General features: G+C 70.8%; 25 protein-coding genes, 1 tRNA gene and 1 pseudogene. 15 read left to right on the top strand and 12 right to left on the bottom strand.

The window, feature by feature from the left end; genetic code table 11:
- Positions 1–336 (bottom strand): annotated as a pseudogene (locus BXA11_RS44925) (transposase); the annotation flags it as partial.
- Positions 337–674: 338 nt separating this feature from the next.
- A complete protein-coding gene (locus BXA11_RS30715; RefSeq protein ID WP_076440100.1) occupies positions 675–1,262 on the bottom strand; it encodes a TetR/AcrR family transcriptional regulator in 588 nt (195 codons plus the stop codon).
- A 137-nt stretch (positions 1,263–1,399) separates the two neighbouring features.
- Between BXA11_RS30715 and BXA11_RS30710 the strand changes: the two genes are divergently transcribed.
- Positions 1,400–2,044, top strand: coding sequence for a class I SAM-dependent methyltransferase (locus BXA11_RS30710; RefSeq protein WP_083744684.1), 645 nt, complete (start codon positions 1,400–1,402; stop codon positions 2,042–2,044).
- 56 nt (positions 2,045–2,100) lie between these two features.
- Entirely contained in the window at positions 2,101–2,727 is a 627-nt protein-coding gene (locus tag BXA11_RS42515) for a DUF2218 domain-containing protein (protein ID WP_076440098.1), read from the top strand.
- 313 nt (positions 2,728–3,040) lie between these two features.
- Here the strand turns inward: BXA11_RS42515 and BXA11_RS30700 are convergent.
- Positions 3,041–3,117, bottom strand: a tRNA-Pro gene (locus BXA11_RS30700).
- Positions 3,118–3,152: 35 nt separating this feature from the next.
- Positions 3,153–4,085 (bottom strand): metallophosphoesterase, encoded by a 933-nt coding sequence (locus tag BXA11_RS30695; protein ID WP_030506752.1) that lies wholly within the window; start codon positions 4,083–4,085, stop codon positions 3,153–3,155.
- Positions 4,086–4,165: 80 nt separating this feature from the next.
- Here BXA11_RS30695 and BXA11_RS30690 point away from each other — a divergent pair, with 80 nt between their 5' ends.
- Positions 4,166–4,621 (top strand): GatB/YqeY domain-containing protein, encoded by a 456-nt coding sequence (locus BXA11_RS30690; protein WP_030506753.1) that lies wholly within the window; start codon positions 4,166–4,168, stop codon positions 4,619–4,621.
- Positions 4,622–4,759: 138 nt separating this feature from the next.
- On the opposite strand, the gene BXA11_RS30685 is transcribed toward BXA11_RS30690, so the two are convergent.
- Complete coding sequence (locus BXA11_RS30685) at positions 4,760–7,027, bottom strand: transglycosylase domain-containing protein (RefSeq protein WP_076440095.1); 2,268 nt, start codon at positions 7,025–7,027, stop codon at positions 4,760–4,762.
- Positions 7,028–7,285: 258 nt separating this feature from the next.
- Between BXA11_RS30685 and BXA11_RS30680 the strand changes: the two genes are divergently transcribed.
- Entirely contained in the window at positions 7,286–7,582 is a 297-nt protein-coding gene (locus tag BXA11_RS30680; RefSeq protein ID WP_030506755.1) for a WhiB family transcriptional regulator, read from the top strand.
- Between the two features lie 88 nt (positions 7,583–7,670).
- Here BXA11_RS30680 and bagB read toward each other — a convergent pair whose 3' ends face one another.
- Both bagB and bagA read right to left on the bottom strand, forming a co-directional pair.
- The gene (bagB, locus tag BXA11_RS30675) at positions 7,671–8,810 is read right to left on the bottom strand and encodes an ATPase BagB (RefSeq protein ID WP_076440093.1); all 1,140 of its coding nucleotides are present in this window, start codon (positions 8,808–8,810) and stop codon (positions 7,671–7,673) included.
- 60 nt (positions 8,811–8,870) lie between these two features.
- Positions 8,871–9,911: an ATPase BagA gene (gene bagA, locus BXA11_RS30670; RefSeq protein WP_076440091.1), complete on the bottom strand. Its 1,041-nt coding sequence runs from the start codon at positions 9,909–9,911 to the stop codon at positions 8,871–8,873.
- A 412-nt stretch (positions 9,912–10,323) separates the two neighbouring features.
- Between bagA and sp36 the strand changes: the two genes are divergently transcribed.
- The 4 genes from sp36 (at position 10,324) to BXA11_RS30650 (ending at position 12,715) form a co-directional block, all read left to right on the top strand.
- Positions 10,324–10,476 carry a Sp36 family protein gene (sp36, locus tag BXA11_RS42510; RefSeq protein ID WP_076440089.1) on the top strand — a complete coding sequence of 51 codons (153 nt, stop codon included), beginning with the start codon at positions 10,324–10,326 and terminating at the stop codon, positions 10,474–10,476.
- On the top strand, positions 10,476–10,937 hold the full coding sequence (locus tag BXA11_RS30660; protein WP_076440087.1) for a RidA family protein: 462 nt from the start codon (positions 10,476–10,478) through the stop codon (positions 10,935–10,937). The genes sp36 and BXA11_RS30660 overlap by 1 nt, the downstream gene beginning before the upstream one ends.
- Before the next feature lie 93 nt (positions 10,938–11,030).
- Positions 11,031–11,855 (top strand): NUDIX hydrolase, encoded by an 825-nt coding sequence (locus BXA11_RS30655; protein WP_076440085.1) that lies wholly within the window; start codon positions 11,031–11,033, stop codon positions 11,853–11,855.
- Between the two features lie 125 nt (positions 11,856–11,980).
- The gene (locus BXA11_RS30650) at positions 11,981–12,715 is read left to right on the top strand and encodes an MBL fold metallo-hydrolase (RefSeq protein ID WP_076440134.1); all 735 of its coding nucleotides are present in this window, start codon (positions 11,981–11,983) and stop codon (positions 12,713–12,715) included.
- 3 nt (positions 12,716–12,718) lie between these two features.
- On the opposite strand, the gene BXA11_RS30645 is transcribed toward BXA11_RS30650, so the two are convergent.
- A complete protein-coding gene (locus BXA11_RS30645; RefSeq protein WP_030506761.1) occupies positions 12,719–13,399 on the bottom strand; it encodes a Crp/Fnr family transcriptional regulator in 681 nt (226 codons plus the stop codon).
- 342 nt (positions 13,400–13,741) lie between these two features.
- On the opposite strand from BXA11_RS30645, the gene nth reads away from it, so the two are divergent.
- The 3 genes from nth to BXA11_RS30630 all read left to right on the top strand — a co-directional run bounded on the left by nth (position 13,742) and on the right by BXA11_RS30630 (position 16,510).
- Positions 13,742–14,479: an endonuclease III gene (nth, locus tag BXA11_RS30640; RefSeq protein WP_030506762.1), complete on the top strand. Its 738-nt coding sequence runs from the start codon at positions 13,742–13,744 to the stop codon at positions 14,477–14,479.
- 89 nt (positions 14,480–14,568) lie between these two features.
- Positions 14,569–15,231 carry an NUDIX hydrolase gene (locus BXA11_RS30635; RefSeq protein ID WP_030506763.1) on the top strand — a complete coding sequence of 221 codons (663 nt, stop codon included), beginning with the start codon at positions 14,569–14,571 and terminating at the stop codon, positions 15,229–15,231.
- An 88-nt stretch (positions 15,232–15,319) separates the two neighbouring features.
- Positions 15,320–16,510 carry a MarP family serine protease gene (locus BXA11_RS30630; RefSeq protein ID WP_076440083.1) on the top strand — a complete coding sequence of 397 codons (1,191 nt, stop codon included), beginning with the start codon at positions 15,320–15,322 and terminating at the stop codon, positions 16,508–16,510.
- A 107-nt stretch (positions 16,511–16,617) separates the two neighbouring features.
- On the opposite strand, the gene BXA11_RS30625 is transcribed toward BXA11_RS30630, so the two are convergent.
- The 4 genes from BXA11_RS30625 to acs form a co-directional block, all read right to left on the bottom strand.
- Positions 16,618–17,019 carry a DUF309 domain-containing protein gene (locus tag BXA11_RS30625; RefSeq protein WP_239104864.1) on the bottom strand — a complete coding sequence of 134 codons (402 nt, stop codon included), beginning with the start codon at positions 17,017–17,019 and terminating at the stop codon, positions 16,618–16,620.
- 356 nt (positions 17,020–17,375) lie between these two features.
- Entirely contained in the window at positions 17,376–18,296 is a 921-nt protein-coding gene (locus tag BXA11_RS30620; protein WP_076440079.1) for an alpha/beta fold hydrolase, read from the bottom strand.
- Positions 18,286–18,786: a phage holin family protein gene (locus tag BXA11_RS30615; RefSeq protein ID WP_076440077.1), complete on the bottom strand. Its 501-nt coding sequence runs from the start codon at positions 18,784–18,786 to the stop codon at positions 18,286–18,288. Before BXA11_RS30615 ends, BXA11_RS30620 begins: the two co-directional genes overlap by 11 nt.
- A gap of 254 nt (positions 18,787–19,040) precedes the next feature.
- The gene (acs, locus tag BXA11_RS30610; RefSeq protein ID WP_076440075.1) at positions 19,041–21,017 is read right to left on the bottom strand and encodes an acetate--CoA ligase; all 1,977 of its coding nucleotides are present in this window, start codon (positions 21,015–21,017) and stop codon (positions 19,041–19,043) included.
- A gap of 262 nt (positions 21,018–21,279) precedes the next feature.
- On the opposite strand from acs, the gene BXA11_RS30605 reads away from it, so the two are divergent.
- From BXA11_RS30605 to BXA11_RS30590, 4 genes are all read left to right on the top strand, one after another.
- The gene (locus BXA11_RS30605) at positions 21,280–22,056 is read left to right on the top strand and encodes a Fic family protein (RefSeq protein WP_076440073.1); all 777 of its coding nucleotides are present in this window, start codon (positions 21,280–21,282) and stop codon (positions 22,054–22,056) included.
- Between the two features lie 869 nt (positions 22,057–22,925).
- On the top strand, positions 22,926–24,023 hold the full coding sequence (ssd, locus tag BXA11_RS30600; RefSeq protein WP_076440071.1) for a septum site-determining protein Ssd: 1,098 nt from the start codon (positions 22,926–22,928) through the stop codon (positions 24,021–24,023).
- Positions 24,020–25,198: a TadA family conjugal transfer-associated ATPase gene (locus tag BXA11_RS30595; protein ID WP_083744683.1), complete on the top strand. Its 1,179-nt coding sequence runs from the start codon at positions 24,020–24,022 to the stop codon at positions 25,196–25,198. Before ssd ends, BXA11_RS30595 begins: the two co-directional genes overlap by 4 nt.
- Positions 25,195–25,935 (top strand): type II secretion system F family protein, encoded by a 741-nt coding sequence (locus tag BXA11_RS30590; protein WP_076440132.1) that lies wholly within the window; start codon positions 25,195–25,197, stop codon positions 25,933–25,935. Before BXA11_RS30595 ends, BXA11_RS30590 begins: the two co-directional genes overlap by 4 nt.
- Positions 25,936–26,036 lie beyond the last annotated feature (101 nt).

Below are 26,036 nucleotides of genomic sequence, written 5' to 3'. Positions count from 1 at the left end.
ACTGGAAGCGACTCACCAATTGGTCTCCCCGGCGAAATACTTGGCCGCCCGGCGCAGGATGTCGCGCTCCAGCTCCAGTTCCCGGATCCGAGCCTTGAGCTGCTTGTTCTCCTCTTCCACGTCGCCCGACGGTAGCGGGGCCTGCGAGCGCTTCGGCACCGGCCTCGCCTTCGCCGGCGCGGTGCCCGCCGCCTGGGCCTGGCGCACCCACAACCGCAGCGTTTCCCGGCTGATCCCCAGATCCCGGGCCACCGACGTGATCGTCCGGGTCGGGTCCGACAGGTACAACGCGACCGCGTCGGCTTTGAACTCAGACGGGTAGACCTTCATGACCACCAGGAACTCCTCGGTCTCCAGATCTCCATGATCTGGCACTCAAGGTGTCCACACCTCGGGGGGAGGGCCCGACCTCGACGCGGGTGTACACGAGCTCCACCGGATCCTCCGGCCGGGCGGCATCCTGCTGATCGCCTGGCACGGTGGAAGGGCGCCTTCTGCGATCGCCAGGAAGAACTCCCTGCCCGCACAGAAACTCGATCGAATTCGCCACGCGCTGGACCTGGTCTTCCCGCTGGTAGAACGCCATGAGCTGACGAAGGTCACTGTCTTCACCGCCCAGCGGAGTGCCTGAAAGGCGCACCTGCCGTTCCTGCCACCGGGGCTATCCCGTTAAATTACAGCGGAGGAGGCGGGGTGCCCAGCCCGGCCAGGGTGACCGCGACCAGGCGATGGACTGCGTCATGGCCGTCGACCGTGCTGGCCGCGGTGAGGGCGTGCAAGCAGTAGCGGGCCAGTTCCCCGGCCGCCACGTCGTCACGAACATCCCCGTCCCGTGCGGCCTCGGCGATCAGGTTCTCCACGAACTCCTGTAGCCGCTGCCGCGCGCGGTCGACGTGTTCACTGCGATGCAGCAGTGCGGCGAGCTCACCGCCATGGTGGCGCGCCGAGTGGTGCTGGATCTGCGCGAAGGTCTGCAGGGCTGCCCGCAGGCGTACGACGGCCGGCTCGGTCGGCTCGGCCGCTGCGGTGAGCTGGTCGAGATGTGCGGTGATCTGGCGTTCGTGCCACGCGGTGAGGACGGCCTGGGCGTCGGGGAAGTACTTGTACAGCGTCGCGCGCCCGACGCCGGCGCGTTCGGCGATCTGCGACATCGTCAGCGAGACCAGCCCGCGCTCGGCCACCAGCGCCGCCGTGGCGTTCAGGGCGGCATCCCGGACCGCTGCGCGATGCGCGTCGATCGTCTCGGTCCACAGCTTGGGCATGTCCAGATCGTACAGGCTGTCCTCTTGTGCGACATAATGTTATTGCCGTAGACACTATGTATCGATAAATTCGATCTCGCCACGACCTCCGGGACACCATGGCTGATCGTCTCGAAGAGAAAGAACGGAGACCTCTTATGCAGAACGCGACCACCGGCCGGCACCCCGGCGCCGCCGCCCCGCACGGCATGGACACCAAGCACCCGAACTGGGAAGAGATCTACGCCCGTGGGCCGCGATGGGACATCGGTCGTCCCCAGCCGGCGTTCCTCGCTCTCGCCGGGTCCGGCGCCATCTCCGGGCGGGTCCTGGACGTCGGCTGCGGGACCGGTGAACACGTGCTGATGTGCGCGGCTCTCGGCCTCGACGCCACCGGTGTCGACATCGCGGGCGCCGCGATCGACGCCGCGGAACGCAAGGCACACGAGCGGGGCCTGAACGCCCGGTTCCTCCGCCACGACGTCAGGCGACTGGCCGAGCTCGGCGAGTCCTTCGACACCGTGCTCGACAGCGGGCTACTGGTCCACGTCATCGACGACGAACAGGACCGCGCCGCCTACCTGCAGGGACTGCGGGCGGTGCTGCCGCCGGGTGGGCGCTACTTCGTCCTGTGCTTCCGCGGCCCCCAGAGCGGCTCGGGGCCACGGCACCTGATGCGCGAGGACGTCACCGCCTGCTTCACCGAGGGCTGGCGCGTGGACACGACCGAGGAGACCACCCTCGACAGCCTCACCGACGAGGACGGCATCCCGGCGTGGCGCATCGCCCTCACGCGGATCTGATCCCCGCCGTCGCGACGCCGGATTCCTCCACCACAGACGAGCAAGAAAGCTCCCCGATGCCAATCCTGCACGCTCGCATCCAGACCGAACGGGCCGGGCGCTACCTCGCCCAGTTCTGCAAGCACGCGGCCGCCATGGGCGGCGGCCACACCGCCCGGCTCCACCCGCACGGACCGACGGCCCGCCGCGAGGTGCGGGTGACCGCCGAATGGTCGGACACCAGCGGAACCGTCACCTTCACCCCATGGGGCGAATGCACGCTCACCGCCGACGCCGACACCCTCACAGTCCGCATCGACGCACCCGACGAGGAGGGCCTAGCCCGGATACGCGACGTCGTCACCCGCGACTTCGAGCGGTTCAGCCGCCGCGAGCCGCTGACCGTGACCTGGCAGCGGCAGGAGACCCCGGACGGCCCCGTCGTGCACACCGGCGCGAGCACAGCCACGCCACGGCGGGGGCTTTCCCGGTCGAGGCTCCAGACCATCCTCCTGGCGCTGGCCATCCTCCTGGTCGTCGGCCTGCACGTCGGCGTGGCCGGCACGGTCATAGCGGAATCACGCTGGACCGCCGCTGCCGGCGACATCGTCATCGTGCTCATCGTGGTGAAAATCGCGCTGATCACGTGGGCTCGCCTCCGGCTCCGCCACCGCAAGGCCGCCAGAACCCCCGATCGAACGTGAGATAGATGCCAGTAGCCCTGCCGACGGTGCCCCGTTGAGGCATCGCTCGCGCAACCCGGCTGAGCGGCGATCGCAGCGCCCGCGCCCTTGTCGCTGACCGCCTTCAGCCACTGGCAACGGTTCAGCTCCGAGGCCGATCGCTCCCTGGACCTTGGGGTCGAAGGTTCAACCGGACACCGAGCGGGGTGATTTCTAGGGCTGCCTGGTGTTGCTAACGGCTACGTGATCGGGTCAAACCACTAACGCCACGCTAACGAACGATCAAGGGCCTGACCACTGTCTCCAGCGATCAGGCCCTTGACCTGCAACTACCTGGTCGGGGTGGCGGGATTTGAACCCACGGCCTCTTCGTCCCGAACGAAGCGCGCTGCCAAGCTGCGCTACACCCCGGTCGCTTGGACTTTCCGTCCTGCGCCTCGGCAAGTCTAGCGGACTTTGCGGCTGCTTGTGTCATCCGGCACGACGGGGCGGCGGGGGACGAGCGTCAGCAGGGTCGCCTCGGGCGGGCAGGCGAAACGCGCGGGCGCGTACGGCGAGGTGCCGAGCCCGGCCGAGACGTGCAGCCAGGAGCTCTCGTGCCTGCTCAGTCCCTTGACGCGGGCGCGGTCGATGCCGCAGTTGGTCACCAGAGCGCCGTAGAAGGGAATGCACAGCTGTCCGCCGTGGGTGTGCCCGGCCAGCAGCAACTGGTATCCGTCCTGGGCGAAGCGGGACATGTTGCGTGGCTCGGGCGAGTGCATGACGCCGAGCCGCAGGTCGGCGTCCACCGGGGCCTGGCCCGCGATCTCGTCGTACCGGTCCCGGTCGATGTGGGAGTCGTGGATGCCGCCCACGTGGACGTCGAGGTCGGCCACCTTGAGGCGGGCCGTCGTGTTGTTCATGTCCAGCCAGCCGGCCTCCCGCATCGCGGCGCCCAGCTCGGTCCACGGCAGGTTCGGCACGTGCTGCCGGGAGTCCCCCTTGGACGTACGCCACAGATAGCGAGCGGGGTTTTTCGGCCGGGGGGCGTAGAGGTCGTTGGACCCGTAGACGAACAGGCCCGGCCGGTCGAGCAGCGGCTCCACGGCGTACATGTACGACTCGACGGCGTCGGGGTGTGCCAGCGTGTCGCCGGTGTTCACGACGAGGTCGGGGTCGAGCGCGGCCAGCGAACGCACCCACGTGATCAGCCGGCGGCGCCGGGGCGTGAGGTGCAGGTCGGAGATCTGCAGGATCCGGACCGGCCGCTGGCCCGGAGCCAGGACGGGGACGTCGAACCGGCGCAGCCGGAACCAGTTTCGCTCGATCACCGAGGCGTAGCCGACACCGGCAATGCCGAGGCCGAGGACGGACAGGGGAATCGCGGCTGCTTTCCTCACACAGCCATGATGCCCGACGTACGGCCCGCCTCCCGCATAACCTGGCGAAGTCGGGAGCCTGGGCACGGCAAGATGGACGCATGAGTGCGTTGAAGGACAAGCTGAAGGCCGACCTCGCGGCCTCGATGAAGGCCCGTGACGAGGTACGGCTCCGGACCATCCGGATGGCTCTGGCCGCCGTCAACGTCGAGGAGGTCGCCGGCAAGGAGGCCCGCGTGCTCTCCGACGACGAGGTGATCAAGGTGCTGACCCGCGAGGCCAAGAAGCGCCGGGAGGCCTCCGAGGCGTTCGCGGGCGCAGGGCGGGCCGAGCAGGCGCAGGCGGAGCTGGACGAGCAGGCGGTCCTGGAGGAGTACCTCCCCGCCCAGCTGAGCGACGACGAGCTGAACGCGCTCGTCGACGCGGCGATCGCCGAGAGCGGCGCGGAGGGCCCCAAGGCCATGGGCCAGGTCATGAAGATCCTGAACCCGAAGGTCGCGGGCCGCGCCGAGGGCGGCCGGGTCGCCCAGGCCGTACGCGCCCGCCTGTCCGCCTGAGGCCGAGACCGGGAAACCCGGCCGCACGGCCGAGACCGGGAACTCCGCCTCGCAGCCGAGGCCGGAAACGCCTCACGGCGAGGCTGAAAAGCCGATGGGCCGCTCCCCGGAGAGAGGAGCGGCCCATCGGGAGAAGGATCACCCGAACGGGTTGAAGGGCGAGTCGCCGCCACCCGGGCCACCGCGACCACCGCCGGGCCCGCCGCCGTGCCCACCACCGGGGCCGCCGCCACGGCCGTTGCCGAAACCGCCGCCGCCGGGACCATCGCCATGATCGCCGCCGTCGCCCCGGTCGGACTTCGGCTTCGGCGGGGGAGCGCACTGGTGGGCGCAGCCGCCGAACCTCGACATGTCCGGCTTGACGAACGACGAGGGTTCGATGCCCTTGAGCGCCGACAGGAAGGTGGCCTTCCAGATCGGACCGGGGACTGTGGCGCCGAAGACCGAGCCGTACGTCCGGCCTGCCATCACCTGTCCAGGGAGCGGATACCGAATCGGGCCGCGCGGGTCGCCGAGGCTGACCGCGCCCGCGAGGTCGGGGGTGAACCCGGCGAACCAGACGGTGCGCGACTCGTCGCCGGTACCGGTCTTGCCGGCGGCGTCCCGGCCGATGCCGCCGACGGCCGACATGGTGCCCTTGGTGAACACGCCCGACATGATGTAGGTGGCGGCGTCCGCGATCTCGGCCTCGATGGCCTGCTTGCAGGACGGCTTGAACGAGGTCACCTTGTTGTAGCGGTCGGTGATCTCAGTGATCGCCATGGGCTTGCAGTACTTCCCGCGTGCCGCGACGGCCGCGTACGCGCTGGCCACGGTCACCGGATCCATCTCGTTGAAGCCGAGCGTGAACGTCTGGAACTCGCGCAGTTTCGCGCCGTCGGCGCGCTTGATGCCGAAGTCCTTGGCGGTCTTCACGACGTCGCAGAGCCCCACCCTCTGCTCCAGAGTCATGAAGAAGGTGTTCACCGACTTCAAGGTGCCGGTCTGCAGGGTCAGGAACCCGCCGCTGCCGCCCTCGGAGTTGTGCTGGACGACCCGGGGGTCACCGACCAGGTTGCCGTCGCAGTCCTTGAAGGCCGAGGGACCGCTGGCCTGGAAGGTCGCGCCGGTGCTGATGCCGTCGTTGATCTTCCACCCCTCCTTCAAGGCGGTGAGCAGCGTGAACACCTTGAAGGTCGATCCTGCCTGGAAGCCCGCGCCGCCGCCGTGCTGCGCGTCGGCCACGACGTTGATCGACATCTCGTTCTTCTTCTTGCTGGTGCCGAACCTCCGGCTGGCGGCCATCGCCCTGATGGCACCCGTGCCCGGTTCGACCAGGGCCTCGGAGGCGACCGGCTTGTCCGACGGGTGGACGTACTTCTTGATCGCCGTATCGGCGGCCTTCTGCATCTTCCGGTTCAGCGTGGTGCGGATCGTCAGGCCGCCGCGGGCCAGGAAGTCCTGACGGGCCTTCTTGGTCTTGCCGAACTGCTGGTCGTTGAGGATCTCGTTGCGCACGTACAGGCAGAAGTACGGGTAGTCGCTCTCCTCGCAGCCGCCGGGGATCTCCTTGTCCTTCCACCCCAGCTTCTTCTTCTTGGCCGCGTCACGCTCGGCCTCGGTGATGATGTGCAGCTCCTGCATGCGGTCGAGCACGACGTTGCGCCGAGTCAGCAGCCGGTCGCGGAACTCCTTGCCCCGGTTGGGGTCGGTGGCGTTCGGGTCCTGTACGGCTCCCGCCAGCGTGGCGGCCTCGCTCAGGCTCAGATCGGAGGCGTGCTTGCCGAAGAAGCGCTTGGACGCCGCCTCGATGCCGTACGCGCTGGCGCCGAAATAGGCGATGTTGAGATAGCGGTTGAGGATCTCGTCCTTGCTGTACTTCTGCTCGATCCCCATCGCGTAGCGGATCTCGTTGAGCTTGCGACCGACGGTCGGCGCGACTGCGGCGGCCTTCTGCTCGTCGGTCTCCGCCTTGTTGTACAGCACCTGCTTCACGTACTGCTGCGTGATGGACGAGCCGCCCTGCGTCACCCCGCCCGTGGTGATGTTCCTGACGAGGGCGCGGGTGGTGCCCTCGACGTCGAGCGGGCCGTGTTCGTAGAAACGGAAGTCCTCGATCGCCACGATCGCTTTACGCATGATCGGCGCGATACGGTCCATCGGGACCGATTCCCGGTTCTCGAAGTAGAACTGGGCGATCTGCTTGCCGTCCGAGTCGAGCAGGACCGTCTTCTCGGGCAGCGGCGGTTCGTCGAGTTTCGCCGGCTTGAGGCTCAGGGTCTCGATGCTCGATTTGACCGTGACGCCGGCCCCGCCCACGGCGGGTAGTGCAATCGCCGCCGCCAGCACTCCCGCGACGCCCGCGGCGCCGACGAGGCGCAGGGCCGCACCTGTCCGGGATGCCAGAGATTTGCCGTGAGCTTGCACGGATCCAAGGGTACGTCCGTTTGGTGACTCTCCCGGCATCGACATCACAGCTCCGCATTACCCCTTGGCGGGGGGGACTAGTCATTCCCGGCCACATGGCCTGACATGACCATGCACGAATTTGGTCCCCCCGGGGTATGTCGGTTCGATCGTTTCGTTGCGTACTTTCTCCTCTGCGGCTACTGCAACCAGGAGGCCCGACGCCCGCGCCCGTCGGCCGAAACGACGACTGACCACCTAAGGGGAGTGGGGTCGAACATGTGGATCACGGATTGGACCTCCCGTGCCGCCTGCCGAGGTGCGGATCCTGACGCACTCTTCGTGCAAGGCGCCGCCCAGAACCGGGCAAAGCTCATCTGCCGTGGATGCCCCGTCCGTACCGAATGCCTCGCCGATGCGCTGGACAACCGCATCGAGTTCGGGGTGTGGGGCGGGATGACGGAGAGGGAACGGCGTGCGCTGCTCAGGCGCAGGCCGGATGTGGAGTCCTGGCGAGACCTGCTGGAGTCCGCCAAGGAAGAGTACGAGCGCACCAACGAGTTGATCGCCGGCTGAGCCCGGCGCGGCGTCCCGCGGCGAAGCGGGACGCCGGATGTCGCGTCTTCAGACAGGATGTCGCGTCTTGAGGACGGACGTCGCGTCTTCAGGACGCGAGGAGTTGCCCGATCTGGCGAAGTCCCGCCAGATCGTGCACATCCTCGGGCATCGCGGGCACCTGTGCGATGGGCACCGTCGGGTGCGCCGAGGTGAAGTGCTCCTGCTGGCGCTGCTCCCGTGAGGCGAGCTGCATCCTTCCGGCGTGCAACCGCAGCACGGCCGCGGTGAGTTCGTGCTCGCCCTTGGCGTCCAGGTCCTCGGCGGCGGCGGAGCTGCGTGCCGCCGACAGTGACGGCGCCAGCGGCCGGTGTACGCGGTTGACGACCAGCCCGGCGAGCGGCATGCGCTCGTCGGCCAGCCGCTCCACGAAGTAGGACGCCTCGCGCATCGCGTCGCGCTCGGGTGCGGCGACGACGAGGAACGCCGTGCCGGGCGCCTGGAGCAGCCGGTACGTCTGCTCGGCACGCTGGCGGAAACCGCCGAACACCGCGTCGAGCGCGGTGACGAACATCTGGATGTCGCGGAGCACCTGGGCCCCGATCACCTTGGTAAGGATGCCCGCGACCATGCCGAAACCGGCGTTGAGCAGCTTGAACGCGCTGCGCCCGCCCGCCTTGGCCGGCGCCGTGAGGATGCGGATCAGCCTGCCGTCCAAGAACCGGCCGAGGCGCTCGGGGGCGTCGAGGAAGTCGAGCGCCGACCGCGACGGCGGGGTGTCCACCACGATCAGGTCCCACTCGTTCGAACGGCGCAGCTGGCCCAGCTTCTCCATCGCCATGTACTCCTGCGTGCCGGAGAAGCTGGACGACAACGACTGGTAGAAGGGGTTCGTCAGGATCTGCTGGGCGCGCTCGGGGTCGGCGTGGGCCTCGATGATCTCGTCGAAGGTCCGCTTCATGTCGAGCATCATGGCGTGCAGCTCGCCGCCGGCCTCTCCGGCGCCGTCCACATCGTGGACGCGCCTGGGGGTGTTGTCGAGCTCGGTCAGGCCCATGGCCTGGGCGAGCCGCCTGGCGGGGTCCACGGTCAGGACGACCACCGAGCGGCCCCGTTCGGCGGCGCGCAGCCCGAGGGCCGCGGCCGTCGTGGTCTTGCCGACGCCGCCCGAACCGCAGCACACGATGATCCGGGTGTCCGGATCATCCAGGATCGCGTCGATGTCCAGCGCGGGCGCCGTCCTCGTCACAGCTCAGCCTCTCACTCGATGCACTCGATCAGCAGGTCACGCAGGGCACAGCAGCACAGTTCACGCGACAGACTGGGCCCGCAGCGCGTCGGCCAGCTCGTAGAGCCCGGCCAGGTCTGCGCCGTCGGGCAGCAGCGGCAGGTCGTACCGCGGCACGCCGGCCTCCTCCAGCGCGACGCGCTCGCGCTTTTCCAGCTCGGTCCGCAGGGCGTGCTCGGTCACCTCACGGGCGAGCGCCTCGGCGACCGCGGAGGAGTCGGCCGTGACGTCCGTCAGCCCGGCCGCCTTGAGGCCCAGCGCGAGCTCGGCCGAGTCGAACCGGCCCCGGCTGGCCGCCTCCAGCACACCCTCGGGCAGCCCGGCGGGGCGCACCATGTTGACGAACACGCCGCCCACCGGCAGGCCGGTCGTGCGCAGCTCCTCGATGCCGTCCAGCGTCTCCTGGACGGGCATCTCCTCCAGGAGCGTCACGAAGTGGACCGCCGTCTCGGGGGAGGCGAGGACGCCCCGCACCAGGTCGGCGTGGTTCTTGATCGGCCCGACCCGGGCCAGCCCGGCGACCTCCTGCGTCACGTTCAGGAAGCGGGCGATCCGGCCGGTCGGGGGCGCGTCCATGACGATCGCGTCGTACACCCTCCGGCCCAGCTTGTCGCGACGCCGTACGGCCTCGCTGGTCTTGCCGGTGACCAGGACGTCCCGCAGGCCGGGGGCGATGGTCGTGGCGAAGTCGACCACGCCCATGCGGGTCAGCGCCTTGCCCACGCGCTTGATGCCGTAGAACATCTCGAGATAGTCGAGCATGGCCTCTTCGGGGTCGACGGCCAACGCGTACACGTCCCCGCCGCCGGGCGCCACGGCGATCTTGCGTTCCTCGTACGGCAGCGGCGGCAGGTCGAACGCCTGGGCGATGCCCTGCCGTCCCTCGACCTCGACGAGCAGCACCTTGCGCCCGCCCGCCGCCAGGGCCAGCGCGAGCGCGGCGGCGACCGTCGTCTTCCCGGTGCCGCCCTTGCCGCTCACTATGTGCAGGCGCACGCCGTCCCAGTCGGTGTCACGGGCCTCCCCGTTGCTCCCGCCGCGACTGCTGGTCGGCTGACTCACCGTGCCTCCTCCGGACGGCCGGCGAGATCGCGTCCGCGGGTCGTCGCGCGGTGGTTCCCGTCGGCGTGCCTGCTCCACTCGCCCACGTGAGGAAGGCTACCCAAGGGTCACCTGCCGATACGCGGGGGTCGTCCCCAGTAGGGACCCGGAGGTACGGCTTGCGCGTGGATGGGGTAAGGGTTCGCCAATGCGCGCTTGCCCAGTGCCGAGTCCCGGTCTGCACCTGATCGTCCCGATCGTCGACCGCACGCAAAAAGTGCACATGGGGATCCTCGCGATGAGGTGCCCGTGTGGATGTCCTCCGCCCCGGCCGGCCTGCCCGGCACGCCGTTCGTCGCGGACGCCCGCACGCCTCGCGGCGAACGGCGTTCCTGAGCGCCCCCGGCGCGCCGTGCATCGATAGCCTTTGCCCATGACCAAGTGGGAATACGTCACCGTGCCGTTGCTCACGCACGCCACGAAGCAGATTCTGGACAACTGGGGCGAGGACGGGTGGGAGCTCGTCTCGGTCATTCCGGGGCCCAACCCCGAGCAGCTGGTCGCCTACATGAAGCGGCCGAAGTGATGGCCACCCCGGAGGAGCGCCTCGCCGAGCTCGGGCTCACGCTGCCCGAGGTCGTGCCCCCGCTGGCCGCGTACGTGCCCGCCGTACGGACGGGCGACCACGTCTACACCTCCGGCCAGCTTCCGCTCGTGAAGGGCGAGCTGGGCGTCACCGGCAAGGTCGGCGCGGAGGTCTCGGCCGAGGAGGCCAAGGAACAGGCGCGCATCTGCGCGGTCAACGCCCTGGCGGCCATCAAGGCGCTGGTGGGTGAGCTGTCGCAGGTCGTGCGGATCGTGAAAGTGGTCGGGTTCGTCGCGAGCGCTCCCGGTTTCACCGGGCAGCCGCAGGTCGTGAACGGCGCCAGCGAGCTGCTCGGCGAGGTGTTCGGCGAGGCGGGCAAGCACGCGAGGAGCGCGGTCGGGGTGGCGGTCCTCCCGCTCGACGCCCCGGTCGAGGTGGAGGTCATCGCGGAGGTCCGCTGACCGTACGGCGGGCCGGAACCGGGGTTTGCGGTTCCGCGAACGCGTGGGGGAGCATGGGGGCCGGTTGACCCGATTGTTGTTCTGGAGGGCCTCATGGGGTTTCCGCTGCCCGGCGAGGTCGGCGAGCGGGCGCGGGAGTTCCTCGCCGGCCGCCTGGCTCCCGTCCCCGCCAGGGACGCGGCCACGGTGGTGCTGCTGCGTGACAGCCCTCTGGAGGTGTACCTCCTCAGGCGCAAGGCCACGATGGCCTTCGCCGCCGGCGCCTACGTGTTCCCCGGCGGGTCGGTCGACCCGCGGGACGCCGACCACATGGTGGCCTGGGCGGGCCCGTCGCCCGCCGAGTGGGGCGAGGTCTTCCGGGCCGACGAGCGAACGGCCCGGGGCCTCGTCTGCGCCGCCGTACGCGAGACGTTCGAGGAGTCGGGCGTGCTCCTGGCCGGGCCCGGCCGGGACACGGTGGTGACGGACACGACGGGCCCGAGCTGGGAGGCCGACCGCCTCGCGCTGATCGCGCGCACGCTGTCGTTCGCCGAGTTCCTCGACCGGCGTGGTCTCGTGCTCAGGTCCGACCTGCTCAAGGCGTGGGCGCACTGGATCACGCCCGTCATGGAGCCCCGGCGCTTCGACACCCGCTTCTTCGTGGCGGCTCTGCCCCCCGGGCAGCGTACGCGTGACGTGGGCGGGGAGGCGTCGGGGGTGGCCTGGATGCGGCCGGGCGACGCGCTGGCCGCCGCGAAGGCGGGAACGGCGCGCATGCTGCCGCCCACCTTCCGGACGCTGACCGAGATGGCGGCGTTCGAGTCGGCCGGCGATGTGCTCGCCTGCCCCCGGTCGATCACGACCGTCATGCCGGAGCCCGCCGAGGTGGACGGGCGGATGGTGCTGATGATTCCCGAGACAGGAAAGGCGGCCGAGTGAGCGGCCTGCGCATCCCCGGACCGGACGGCACCGACGCTCGTGACGGCGTCGGCGGTGGTGGCGTCGGTGGTGGCGCCGGTCGTGACGCCTCCGGCGGCCTTGACGGCGCGGGCACGGCGAGCGCCGTGAACGTGCTGGCGCCCAATCCGTCGCCGATGACCCTCGACGGCACCAACACGTGGATCGTCGGCGGGGCGGACGCCGTACTGGTCGTGGACCCCGGCCCCGACGACGAGGCGCACCTGCGGCGGGTCGCCGAGCGGGTGGACGGCCGCCGGGTGACCGCCGTCCTGCTCACACACGGCCACCCCGACCACAGCGAGGGCGCGACGACGCTCGCGCGGATGCTGGGCGCGCCGGTGCGGGCGCTCGACCCGCGCCTCCGCCTGGGCGATGAGGGACTGGCCGACGGCGACGTGGTGACGGCGGGCGACGTGGAGGTCCGGGTCGTCGGCACGCCGGGGCACTCGTTCGACTCGCTGTGCTTCTGGCTGCCCGGCGACCGGGCGATCCTGACCGGTGACACGATCCTCGGCCGGGGGACGACCGTCATCGCGCCCGACGGGGACCTCGGCGACTACCTGCGCAGCCTGGACAGGCTCAGGCAGGGCGCCGAGATGCTGGAGGCCGCGGTGTTGCTGCCGGGGCACGGGCCCGTCCTGCCCGATCCCTCCGGGACGCTCGACGCGTACATCGCCCACCGGCGCGAGCGGCTGGACCAGATCCGCGAGGCGATCCGCAGGGGCGCGAGAGACGCGCGCGAGATCGTGGAGATGGTCTACGCCGACGTGGACCGGTCACTGTGGCCGGCCGCCGAGATGTCGGTGGCGGCCCAGCTCAACTACCTCAAGACGCTCTAGCGGTCAGCGGGAGCGGTTGAAGAGCCGCTCCCTGTCCATGATCACGACGGCCTTGGCCTCGATGCGCAGCCAGCCGCGCTGGGCAAAGTCGGCCAGGGCCTTGTTGACCGTCTCCCGCGAGGCGCCCACGAGCTGGGCGAGCTCCTCCTGGGTGAGGTCGTGGTGCACCCGGATGCCGTCGTCGGTCTTCTGCCCGAAGCGGTCGGCCAGATCGAGGAGCTGCTTGGCGACGCGGCCGGGGACGTCGGTGAAGACGAGGTCCGCGAGCACGTCATTGGTGCGGCGCAGCCGCTGGGCCAGGGCACGCAGCAGGTGGAGGGCGACCTCGGGCCGTCCGGTCAGCCACGGCCGCAGGTCGTCGTGGCCGAGCCCGGCCAGGCGCACGTCGGTCAGCGCGATGGCCGAGGCCGTACGCGGGCGGGGGTCGAACAGCGACAGCTCGCCGAACATCTCGCCGGGGCCGAGCACGCTCAGCAGGTTCTCCCGGCCGTCCGGAGCGGTGCGCGCCAGCTTGATCTTGCCTTCGAGCACCACGTAGAGCCGGTCGCCCGTCTCGTTCTCACTGAAGAGGGTGCGGCCCTTGGGCAGCTCCACCTCGGTGATGCTCGTACGCAGAGCCGCGGCGCTCTCGCGGTCGAGCGCGGAGAACAGCGGCGCCTTGCTCAGTACTTCCTCGGTGCTCACGGTGCCTCCTTGCTGCGGGCGCGCTCGGTCGCCGGCTCCGTGCTAGCCATTGTGACCCACACCTTCCACGACGTATTGCGGGGTATCCCGTTACGTCGCATGGGCATGGCTCCCGGCTCGCACTCGTGTGCGTCGTGCCTGGCGAAACAACACAATCTTGGCGGAAACCTATCCTTACGCCCACTGCGCGCTCGACCGGCTCGGGCAGCCGGTCGTCCCCCTACGGGCACAGTGTATTGCGCAGCGTAGGGACAAATTGGCAAATACAGGCTGGATATGTGGCATGTGTGGCAAGCCATGACCTGGGCGCGGGCCGGGGATGCGAGGCCCTACGCTTGCGGCATGGCGACGAACACGGCCGCTCCCCGACGGCGTCAGCGCCAGGCCGAGACCCGCCTGGGGCTCGTGCGGCGGGCGCGGCGAATCAACCGGATCCTGGCCGAGACCTATCCCGACGCTCACTGCGAACTCGACTTCGGCAACCCCCTGGAGCTGCTGGTCGCCACGATCCTGTCGGCGCAGTGCACCGACAAGAGGGTCAACATGGTCACTCCGGTGCTCTTCGCGAAGTACCGCACCGCGGCCGACTACGCCGGGGCCGACCGCGCCGAACTCGAAGAGATCATCAAGTCCACCGGGTTCTTCCGGGCGAAGGCCAACAGCATCATCGGGATGGCGCAGGCCCTGTGTGAACACCACAAGGGGGAGGTTCCGGGTAAGCTCGCCGACCTGGTCAAGCTCCCCGGTGTGGGCCGCAAGACCGCGAACGTCGTGCTCGGCAACGCCTTCGACGTCCCCGGGATCACCGTCGACACGCACTTCCAGCGGCTGACGAGGCGCTTCGGCTGGACGACCGAGACCGATCCCGTGAAGATCGAGCACGAGGTCGGCGAGCTGATCCCCAAGTCCGAGTGGACGATGCTGTCGCATCGGCTCATCTGGCACGGGCGGCGCATCTGCCACGCCAGGAAGCCCGCCTGCGGGGTGTGCCCCCTCGCCGCGCTCTGCCCGTCGTACGGCACCGGCCCCACGGACGCGGACGAGGCGCGCAAGCTGGTGCGACCGGGACCGTTCTCATAAGTCTGCGGTAATCGGGAAGCTCGGATGCTCTCGCGTGGTTGTACGGACGCCTGGGTCCGCGCATGCCCCTGTGACGATGCGGTGTGACGATGTGGAGGTGGTCGGTGGCTCCCCCCTGGTTGACGGAGCTGGCCGCGAAGGCCGCGCACAGCCCTGTTCCCACTGCGTTGCGGCCGCCGGCGAACGGCGCCGGCCGCTCGGCCGCGGTGCTGTTGCTGTTCGGCGAGGGGCCCGAAGGGCCCGACATCCTTCTCATCCAGCGCAGTTCGAAGGGCCGGGTGCACGCCGGCCAGCCCGCGTTCCCCGGGGGCGGCGTCGATCCCGGTGACGACGGCCCGATCGGTGCGGCCCTGCGCGAGGCCCAGGAGGAGACCGGGCTCGACCCCTCGGGCGTCGAGGTCGTCGGCACCATGCCCGAGCTCTACGTCTGGCGCAGCGACAACCGGGTGACGCCCGTGCTCGCCTGGTGGCACACGCCCTGCGCCGTGCACGCCGCGTCCCCCGACGAGGTCGAGACCGTCGAGCGGGTCCCGGTCTCGGAGCTCGTGGACCCGGCCAACCGGCTGCGGCTGCGCCACCCGGCCGGCATCGTCCCCTCCGTGGCGTTCCGCGTACGCGGCCTGCTCGTGTGGGGGTTCACCGCCGGCGTGCTGGACGGCGTGCTGACCGCGGCCGGCTTCGAGCGTCCCTGGGACCGCTCACGGGTCGAGGATCTTCCCCCCGAGGTCGTCGACCTGGCCGCGCGGGGCTGACCCGGCGAGGTGCTCGTACGCCGCGTATGGCGACGAGACCCGGCAGACGCCCGCACACGACGACTGGCGTGCCTATACCGTGGAAACTGTGCGCGGCGATCTTCTGGATCTCATTCTGATCGGCCTGGTTGTGGCCTTTGCGGTATCCGGTTACCGGCAGGGCTTCATCATCGGGGCCTTCAGCTTCATCGGATTCATCGGGGGCGCCGTCCTTGGCCTGTTCATCGCGCCACCCCTGGCCGGAGCGATCGTCAGCGGTGACATCGAAAGGGCCCTGTTAGCCATCGTCATCGTCTTCCTGGCCGCGACGATCGGGCAGTTCGCGTCCTCGACCATCGGCGCGGTGGCCCGCAGTCACGTCACCTGGGAGCCTGCCAAGGCCGTCGACGCCTTCGGCGGTTCGGTCGCCAGCGGCCTGTCGGTTCTGGCCATCGCCTGGCTGATCGGCTCCCTGATGGTCTCGATGAGCATCGGCCAGCCGCTGATCAAGGACCAGATCAACGGATCCGTCGTGTGGGGGACGGTCGACGAGGCCATCCCGGACGGCGTAGGGGCGCTGCAGAAGCGCTTCAGGGACTTCGTCACCACGTCGGAGTGGCCGCAGGTCATCACGTCCATCGGCGGCCAGAACGTGCCTCCGCCGGACCAGAGCCTGATCAACAGCAGCCCCGCCCTCGTACGGGCCCGCAGGGCGATCGTCAAGGTGCAGGGCACGGCCCCGAGTTGCCGCAAGCGCATCGAGGGAACCGGGTTCGTCTACGCCCGGCAGCGGATCATGACCAACGCGCACGTCGTCGCCGGGGTCACCGAGGGGCTGCGGGTGACCGACTACGAGGGCAACCAGTACGACGCCCAGGTCGTCCTGTACAACCCCGAGCGTGACATCGCGGTTCTGCTCGTCCCGGGCCTTCCGATGAACGGGCTGCGTTTCGACCTGGAAGCCGACAAGGGCGACAACGCGATCATCGCGGGTTACCCGAAGGGACACCCCTTCACGCCGCTCGCCGCGCGCATCAGGATCAAGCAGCGCGCCGAGTCGTTCGACATCTACAACCGGCGCAAGGTCGAGCGCGAGGTCTACGCCATCAGGGGCAAGGTCCAGCCGGGCAACTCGGGCGGGCCGCTGCTGAGCTCGGACGGCCGGGTGTTCGGAGTGATCTTCGCCGCCGCGACGGACCAGCCCGAGACGGGTTACGCCCTCACGGCGGAGGAGGTCATGGCCGACGCCAAGGACGGCAGCGCCGCCGTCGCCCGCGTGGGCACCCAGGACTGCGACTAGCCCCCCGCGTCGCTATGCGGGGCCGGCCGGCTCAGGAGAGCGTCTTCGGCGGAGCAAGCGTCGGACGGGTCAGGAGAGCGGCCTTGGCGGAGCAGGCGTCAGGCGGGTCAGGAGAGCGGCCTTGGCGGAGCAGGCGTCAGGCGGGTCAGGATGGCGGCGATGGCGGAGCCGGCGTCGGCGTTCCCCTCATCGATGGCGGTCGTGACCGCGTCGGCCTCCACGGCCAGGGCCCGCAGGTCCAGCCGGTAGGGCCGGGTGGAGCCGTACGCGCCGAGCCGGGCGGACCCGCGGGTCAGCAGGGCGGCGGCGCCGGAGAGGTTGCCGCGCTGGATGTGCGTCAGACCGACGCATATCTGCGCGAGTCCCTGCCACAACTCGCGTTCCTCGTCCGGGCCCGTCTTCCAGCGGGCCTCGAGCACCTCGTGGGCATGGAACGGCCGGCCCGCCGCGAGCAGCTTCCTGGCCTCCTCCAGCGCCTCCTCGGCTGTGGGGGCGTAGTCGTCCGGCACCCGGGGCACTCCCTCTGTGCCTCTGGGGAGCGGCCTGCCGTACTCGTCGCGAGGGCGCGCATTGCGGGGGCGACCCGCTTCGTCACGGTCACGCATGGTCTCTCCGCAGGGCGCGTGGGCGGTTCGGAGCGGCGCAAGCCCCCGGCGACTCCCGGATCGCCCGGAGATCAACCAGGAAGTTGAGCCACTTCAGGGCACATTTCTACTATCTTCTACAAGATCACGGGTAGCGATCCGGCAGCCGGGGCGACCGTCCGGGAGCGGTCACGGGCTGTTAGGGCGGTGTGCCGGACCGGCGGCCGCGGACGGTGCCTGGTGCCCCGCGGCACGTCAGAGGCCCAGTTGACCGGCGGGGCTCAGCGGTCGGGTTCGGGGTCGGAGAGCCAGGAGATGAGCTCGGCGTTGAACTGCTCGGGGCGCTCCTCGTGCGGGAAATGCCCGGCGCCCTCGATCAGACGCCACCGGTACGGCGCGGCCACGAACCTGCTGGAGCCCTGGGCGGTCCGCGGCAGGATGCACGGGTCGAGCGCGCCGTGCAGCTGCAGCGTCGGCGCCTCGATCTCCGCGCGCATCTGCCGGGCGTAGCGGAAGCCGTCGGGGCGGAGCTGGGACCGGGCGAACCAGCGGTAGTACTCCAGCGCGCAGTGCGCCACCGCCGGGAGCCGTATCGCCTCCCGGTACACCCCCGTGACGCCGTCGCCGGGCCACTGCGGTCCGGCCCACCTCTCGACGAGCCTGCCCACCGCGGCCCCGCCCTTGCGGGCCAGCTTCCGCTCCGGCAGGAAGGGGAGCTGGAACCCCAGGGCGTACCGGCTGGCCTTGAGCTGGCCGAGCGGGTCGGTGAACAGCGCGGAGCGCATGCGCAGCGGATGCGGCGCCGAGACGGGCACCAGCCGCCGCACCACCTTCGGGTCGAGGACGCTCATCGTCCAGCCCAGCAGGCCGCCCCAGTCATGGCCCACCACGATCGCGCTCGTCTCGCCGAGCGCGCGCACCAGGCCCGCCGCGTCGACGGCCAGCGTGGGCAGGTCGTAGCCGCGCGGCGGCTTGTCGCTGGTGCCGTAACCGCGCAGGTCGACGGCGACGGCACGGTAGCCGGCCTCGGCCAGCGCCGGAAGCTGGTGCCGCCAGGTCCACCAGAACTGGGGGAACCCGTGCAGCAGCAGGACCAGCGGCCCTTCGCCGGCCTCGGCCACGTGGAAGCGCACACCGCCCGCGTGCACCGTCCGGTGTGTCCAGGGGCCGTCGACCTCGATCAGCGTCTCGTCAACCGGCATCGCTCACGGACTCCCGGTGGGCGCCCACCTGCCCGGCGGTCGGGCCCGTGTACGGCGGCGGCGCCGGGGCCGCGGGCCGCGACACGGTGGACGGAACCGCCTCCGGCAGCTCCCCCTCCGCCTCCTCCGGGCCCCCCAGGCCGCGCAGGCTCCGCCTGGTGCGCTTCATGCCGGTCAGCCCCTTGAGCCGGCGGTAGCCGACGAAGACCAGCAACCCGGCCATCAGGAGGTAGAACACCGTGACGATCGTGAACGCGAGCCAGGTGGCCAGCCCCACGGCCACGAGGGCGTACGCGATCGCGAACGAGGCCAGGATCAGGCACAGGTGCCCCATGAAGGCCGCGGCGCCGAACAGCCCGGCGGCCACGCCGACCCGCTTCGCGTCGAACTTGAGCTCGGCCTTCGCCAGCTCGATCTCCGACCGTACGAGGGTCGAGATGTGATGGCTCGCCTGGGCGACCAGCGCACCGAGCGATTCGTCCTCGGGCATGAGCGAACTCCTATCTGCGACTATCAAACATCATCTCGTGCCCGTCCGCGCACGGTGCACGTGAAGCCCTTGCCTGGGGATAACCCGGTTCGACGGACGCGTCACGCGGAGGTCTGCCCGCAGACGACCGGAATATGACGGCGGAGGCGATCCGTGCGCTCCTCGTCGTGCCGGGCAGGCGGCCGGTGCCGGAGACGCGGAAGGCGTGGACGCCGTTCGTCCACGCCTTCCTCACGAGCTCAGGCGGCTCGCGTTCAGTCCTCGCTCTTGGCGCTGGGCAGCTTCTCCGCGATCAGGCTCATGACGGAGCTGTCGGTCAGCGTGGTGACGTCGCCGAGCGAGCGGTTCTCCGCCACGTCGCGCAGCAGCCGGCGCATGATCTTGCCGGAGCGGGTCTTCGGCAGCTCGGGCACGACCAGGATCTGCCGCGGCTTGGCGATCGGGCCGAGCGTCTTGGCCACGTGGGCGCGCAGCTCGGCGGCGATGTCGTCGCTCTCCTCGGCGTTGCCGCGCAGGATCACGAAGGCCACGATGGCCTGGCCGGTCAGCGGGTCGGTGGCGCCGACGACGGCCGCCTCGGCCACCTTCGGGTGGCTGACCAGCGCGCTCTCGACCTCGGTCGTGGAGATGTTGTGCCCCGACACGAGCATGACGTCGTCCACCCGGCCGAGCAGCCACAGGTCGCCGTCCTCGTCGCGCTTGGCGCCGTCGCCGGGGAAGTACATCCCCTCGAACCGCGACCAGTAGGTGTCGATGTAGCGCTTGTCGTCGCCCCAGATGGTCCGGAGCATCGACGGCCAGGGCTCGCGGACCACGAGGAAGCCGCCGCCGCCGTTCGGCACCGAGTTGCCCTGGTCGTCGACCACGTCGGCCGCGATGCCGGGCAGCGGCTGCATGGCGGCGCCGGGCTTGGCGGCCGTGACGCCCGGGAGCGGGCTGATCATGATGCCGCCGGTCTCCGTCTGCCACCACGTGTCCACCACCGGGCAGCGGCCGGCGCCGATGTGCTCGCGGTACCAGACGTACGCCTCGGGGTTGATGGGCTCGCCGACCGACCCGAGCACCCGCAGGGACGACATGTCGTACTTCGCGGGGATGTCGTCGCCCCACTTCATGAAGGTACGGATCGCGGTGGGCGCGGTGTAGAGGATCGTGACCTTGTACTTCTGCACGATCTCCCAGAAACGGCCGCGGTGCGGGGTGTCCGGGGTGCCCTCGTAGATCACGCTGGTCGCGCCGTTGGCGAGCGGGCCGTACACGATGTACGAGTGCCCGGTCACCCAGCCGATGTCGGCGGTGCACCAGTAGACGTCGGTCTCGGGCTTGAGGTCGAAGACCGCGTCGTGGGTCCAGGCGACCTGGGTGAGGTAACCGCCGGTAGTGTGCAGGATGCCCTTCGGCTTCCCGGTCGTGCCGCTGGTGTAGAGGATGTACAGCGGGTCCTCGGCGTCGTGCGGCACCGGCTCGTGCTCGGCGGGCTGGCGGTCCACGAGGTCGTGCCACCAGACGTCCAGGTCGCTCCACGCGACGTCCTGGCCGGTCCTGCGTACGACGACGACGTGCTCGACGCCGGGGCACTCGGCGACCGCCTCGTCGACCGTCGGCTTGAGCGCGCTGGGCGCGCCGCGGCGGAATCCGCCGTCGGCCGTGACGACGACCTTCGCGTCCGCGTCGTGGATGCGGCTCTTGAGCGCGGAGGCGGAGAAGCCGCCGAAGACCACCGAGTGGATCGCGCCGATCCGGGCGCAGGCCAGCAGGGTGATCGGCAGCTCGGGGATCATCGGCATGTAGACCGCGACCCGGTCACCCTTGCGCACCCCCAGCTCCTGCAGGGCGTTGGCGGCCTTCGCGACCTCCTGCTGCAGGTCGGCGTAGGTGATCGTACGGCTGTCGCCCTCGGGCTCGCCCTCCCAGTAGAAGGCGACCTTGTCGCCCCGGCCGGCCTCCACGTGGCGGTCGACGCAGTTGTAGGCGACGTTCAGCTTGCCGCCGATGAACCACTTGGCGAAGGGCGGCTTCCATTCAAGCGTGGTGTTCCAGCGCTCCGCCCACGTCAGCCGCTCCGCGGCCCGTTCCCAGAAGGCGAGCCGGTCCTGTGCGGCCTCCTCGTAGACGTCCGCCGTGACGTTCGCGGCCGAAGCCAGGTCCGCCGGGGGCTCGAACCGGCGCGTCTCGCTCAGCAGGTTCGACAGCGTCTCCTGGGTTTCCTGACCGGGGGTCTCGGTGGCCACTCCGTACTCCTTCGTAGCTTCTAAAAAGGTTGTCTCTCGTTCGGCCGCCTCGGCCAAGCTGGGGTATGTCGTGTCCCACTTCACCAGGCGAGCGGTGTCAAGTACAAGTAATCGGGGTGGGGGCGTTTTGTCCGGTTACCGCCTATAAGCTGCCAACCTAGCGATAGGCGACGAACCGACCGAGACCGGCGTCGCCTTTGTGCGCTGAACGGCCTCACCTCCTCGGCGAACGACCTTCTACCGGCGGGTATGGTCGGGGGCTGTGAGCGATCCCCTGGCCGCGATCGCCGGTCTTCCCGGCGTGCCCGAGGCCGTACAGGAGGCCCGAGAGGCCGTCGACCGGCTCTATCGGCACCGGGTGCTGCGCCGGCGCAGTCCCGAGGTGTCGGCCGAGTCGGCCCTGCGCGGCGCCCGCGCGTCCGCCGCGATCGAGGGCGTCGAGGTGCCGCTCGAGCCGCTGCGCATGGGCGAGGTGACCGATCCCGTCGTGCAGGGTGCGCTGCGCGCGTCGGCCGAACTCGGCCGGCTGGCCCCGACGTGGCGCTCGGCGCCGCGGCAGGTCCTCGCCCGGCTGCACGCGCTGGCGGCGGCCGGGCTGACCGCGGACCCCGGCAGGCCGAGGACCGCGCCCACGACCGCCGATCCGCTCGGGCTCGGCCCGGCGCCCGGACCGGAGGAGACGGCGGCCCGCATGTCGGCACTCGCCGCGCTGGTCGAGGAGTCCACCGCGGCGCCCGCTCTCGTGCTCGCCGCGATCGTGCATGCGGAGCTGGCGGTGCTGCGTCCCTTCGGTGTCGCCGACGGCCTGGTCGCCCGCGCCGCCGAGCGACTCACGCTGGTCGACCTCGGCCTGGATCCCAAGTCGCTGGCCGTTGTGGAGGTGGGCCACGCCGACCTCGGCGACGCGTACGCCGAGGGCCTCAGGGCGTATCTCAAGGGCACGAGCGAGGGCGTCGGAACGTGGGTGAGGCACTGCGCCTCGGCGGTCGTCCACGGCGTCCGTGAGACGACGGCGATCTGCGAGGCCATGTCCCGCTGATCCGCTCTTGCGGGCCGCCGTGCGCGGCGCCTGCATGGGTGGGTGCGGTCCGCTCGGGTCGTGTAGAGCCTGCTCCTGCGGTGGTGGTGCGGGGGTCGCGATGTGCGCCGGGTGCGGACAAAGCGGACGGCGTCCCTGGTGTGGAACGCCGTCGCCGGTACGTGTCACCGGGTTACCAAGCGTGCACCTGATCTGTCGGAGCGGGTCAAGCCCGTCTCGACACGCCTCCCGCGGCTGGTCGCGCGTGGGTACCCGATGTCGTACACGAACCCGCAGGTCCGTAATCCCTTTTTACGTCCGTTTCCCTGAGATGGAAACCCCTGCGTCCAAGACCTTTACCGAGCCACCTTGGTCATTCTGGTACTTCTGTCCACATTCGTACCGTATGTCGCATGCGAGAGATGGCCGGCGTGACTCCTCGTGGCCGCTTCCCTTACCCGTTGCAACTGTGTATGTCGACATGCCACACTGACTCTGGGAAAAATTTTTACTCAGATGCGAGAGGTTCTCGACGTACCTCTCGTGATCAGGCAGCATACGGTGTGTCTCCATCGGAACGATGTGGCTTGAGGGGGTTCGAACCCTTGCCATGTCCTGGTCCCTTGTTTAAAGCTTTCTTGTAAAACGGGACCGGCTCTACCCCCCCAGAGCCGGACCGCCAGGCGACCCCCGCTCTCCCCCCCGGCGGGGGTCGCCTTTTTCTCGATCGACTTCCCTGCGGTCAAAAGCGGACGACCTGAACTGCCCCGGTCTTGTCCACAGGCCGGGCCTCGTCCACAGAACGCCGTTCGCTCGCCCGTGCCGGTCGGGGCCTCTCGCATCGTGGTCCTCCCAACCGCTGAGTCGTCCCGGACGACAGGGAGACACCGATGCCACGCCCACTGGCCATAACCGACGATCAGGAACTCCTCGACGACCTGCTCCGCATCGCCGCCGCCGCGGGCGTCGAACTCGACGTCGCCCACGCGGCGGCCCACGCCCGGCCGTACTGGACGAGGGCTCCGCTGGTCGTGGTCGGCGGCGACCTGGCCGACGATCTCGCCGCCACGGGTCCGGCGCCCCGGCAGAACGTGGTCGTCGTGACGCGGACGGCCGACGATCCCGACATGTGGCGCAGGTGCGTCGCGGTCGGGGCGCACACCGTGCTGGAGCTGCCCGAGGCCGAGCGGCTCCTCGTGGAGGAGTTCGGCGACGCCGCCGAGCCCGTGACCAGGGCCGGCACGGTCCTGTGCATCGCGGGAGGGAAGGGCGGCGCCGGTGCCACGGTCCTCGCGGCGTCCCTGGCGCTGACGGCGTCCCGCGGCGGGCTGCGCACGCTCCTCGTCGACGCCGACCCGCTCGGCGGCGGCGTCGACGTGCTGCTCGGTCAGGAGGAGGCCCTGGGCGCCCGCTGGCCCGACGTCGTCGGCAGGGAGGGCAGGGTGAGCTTCGCCGCCCTTCAGGACGCCCTGCCCACCTTCGGGGAGCTCACGGTGTTGTCGGCGCATCGCGGCGAGCCGGTGCGCATCCCCCGGGAGGCGATGCGTGTCGTGCTCGACGCCGCGCAGCGTGGCTGTGACCTCGTCGTGGTCGACCTGCCCCGGTATCTCGGCGAAGGCGAGGCCGAGGCGCTCGCCAGGGCCGCCGCGACGATCGTCGTCGTTCCGGCGGACCTGCGAGGAGCCCTCGCGGCGGCTCAGACGGTGACGCTGCTCCGGCCGGGGACCGGCGACCTGCGCCTGGTGATGCGCGCCGGGACGCTCGATCCTGAGGTCGTCGCGGCCTCCCTGTCGGTCCCGTGCGTAGGTGTGCTCCCGGAGGTGCGCGGGCTCGTGGAGACGCTGGATCGGGGAGACCCGCCGCCGCTGCGCCGCTCCCCGCTGGGCCGCTTCTGCGGCGAGCTGATCGAGTCCCTCGTCGGCGGGATCCCCGAGACCCGCAGGACCGGCACGACCGGCCTGCCCTCTGCCGGGGCAGGTGGCCCGTGACCCGCCAAGGACCGGCGACCGTTCCCGGGGTCGGCGCGGATCTCGTCGAGGCGGTGCGCGTACGGCTGTCGCAGACCGGTGCCGCCCCCAGCGAGGCCCAGGTGGCGGCGGCCCTGCGCGCGGAGCGGGCCGTGCTCGGCGACGCCGAGGTCCTGGCCGTCGCTCGAACGCTTCGCGCCCATCTCATCGGCGCGGGCCCGCTCGAAGGCCTGCTGGCCGAGCCGGGTGTCACGGACATCCTGGTGAACGGGCCGCGCGAGGTGTGGGTGGACGACGGGGACGGCCTGCGCAGGACGAGCGTGACGTTTCCGGGAGACGACGAGGTCCGCAGGCTCGCCCAGCGCCTGGCCGCGGCGGCCGGGCGTCGTCTCGACGACGCCTGCCCCTATGTGGACGCCCGGCTCGCCGGCGGCGTGCGCCTGCACGCGGTCCTCCCGCCGATCGCGGCCGAGGGAACGTGCCTGTCCCTGCGGCTGCCGTCACGACGGGCGTTCACGGTGGAGGAACTCGCCGTGGAGGGCGGAGCCGCCGTGCTCCGCGCGATCATGGCGGCCCGGCTGGCGTTCCTGGTCACGGGCGGCACCGGCACTGGAAAAACGACGATGTTGAGTGCCATGCTCTCGCTCGCCGGCCCGGCGGAGCGTCTGCTGCTGGTCGAGGACTCCGCCGAGTTGCAGCCTCTGCACCCTCACGTCGTACGGCTGGAGGCACGGCCGCCGAACCTGGAAGGCGCGGGCGGGGTCGGGCTGCGCGATCTCGTACGGCAGGCTCTCCGGATGCGGCCCGACCGCCTCGTCGTGGGCGAGGTGCGAGGGGCGGAAGTCGTCGACTTGCTGGCCGCGCTCAACACCGGCCACGAAGGCGGCTGCGGCACGCTGCACGCCAACAACGCCGCCGACGTGCCCGCGCGGCTGGAGGCTCTGGCCTGTGCGGCGGGGCTGACGCGGGAGGCGGTGCACAGTCAGATCGCCGCCGCGCTCGATCTCGTCATCCACCTCGTGCGGGAGGCCGGCGGCGGCCGCCGTCGCGTCGCGGAGATCTGCGTGCTCGAACGCGGCCCGTCCGGCCTGGTGGCGGCGGCTCCGGCCCTGACCTTCGACCCGGACGGCCGGGCGCGCCGGGGCCCGTCCTTCGAGGCGCTGCGGGCACGTTGCCCGGCCTCGTGGCCGTCATGACGCCGCCGGGCGGGCTGGCTCCGGGGCTGGTCGCGATGCTTGCCGCCGCCCTCGCCGCCTGGGAGTGGGCCGGGCCGGATGCCGGGACGACACGGCTGACGTCGCTCACACGAAGGCGGCGGCCACGGGACATGCGCAGGTTCTGGGCCGCGATCACCCGCCGTCCACGGCCAGGGGCGACGGCGGCGGCCTGGCGTGCGGCGTCCATTGAGCTGTGCCAGAGCCTGGCAGCCGAGTTGTCGGCGGGCAGGACTCCGGGCGACGCCCTCGCGCGGGCGGTCTCCTCGGTCAACCCGCCCGATCCGGCGGCGCTCGCGCCGGTGGTCGCCGCCGCCCGTGACGGCGGCGATGTCGCCGCGGCCCTGCTGCACGCGGCCCCCGCCCGCGGCGGCGAGGGACTGGTCCGGCTGGCCGCGTGCTGGCGGGTGAGCGTGGCCGTGGGCGGGGGCCTTACCGCGCTGGTGGAACGGGTGTGTGCGTCTCTTCGGGAGGCGCAGGCCCACCGAGAGGAGGTCGCCGCCCAGCTGTCCGGCCCCCGGGCGACCGCCCGGATGCTGGCGGGCCTGCCCGTGCTCGGCCTGCTGATGGCCGCCGGGCTCGGCATGGATCCGCTGGCGTTCCTGTTCGGCGGCCCGGCGGGGTTCGTCTGCCTGGTCGTCGGGCTCGCCCTCGACGCCGCCGGCGTCTGGTGGACCCACAGGCTCGTCACCAGGGCCGAGGAAATGACGTTGCCGTGAACGACAGCCCCGCCATCGGCGCGAGCGGCGCCGGGGCTGTCGGAGGGGTGCGGGCGGGGTGTCACGTGGGGTGAAGAGGACGGCTGTCGTCGTGGGAGACG

It is taken from the genome of Microbispora rosea, from assembly GCF_900156315.1.
Classification (GTDB): domain Bacteria; phylum Actinomycetota; class Actinomycetes; order Streptosporangiales; family Streptosporangiaceae; genus Microbispora; species Microbispora rosea.
This window is presented reverse-complemented; position numbering and strand designations above follow the sequence as displayed.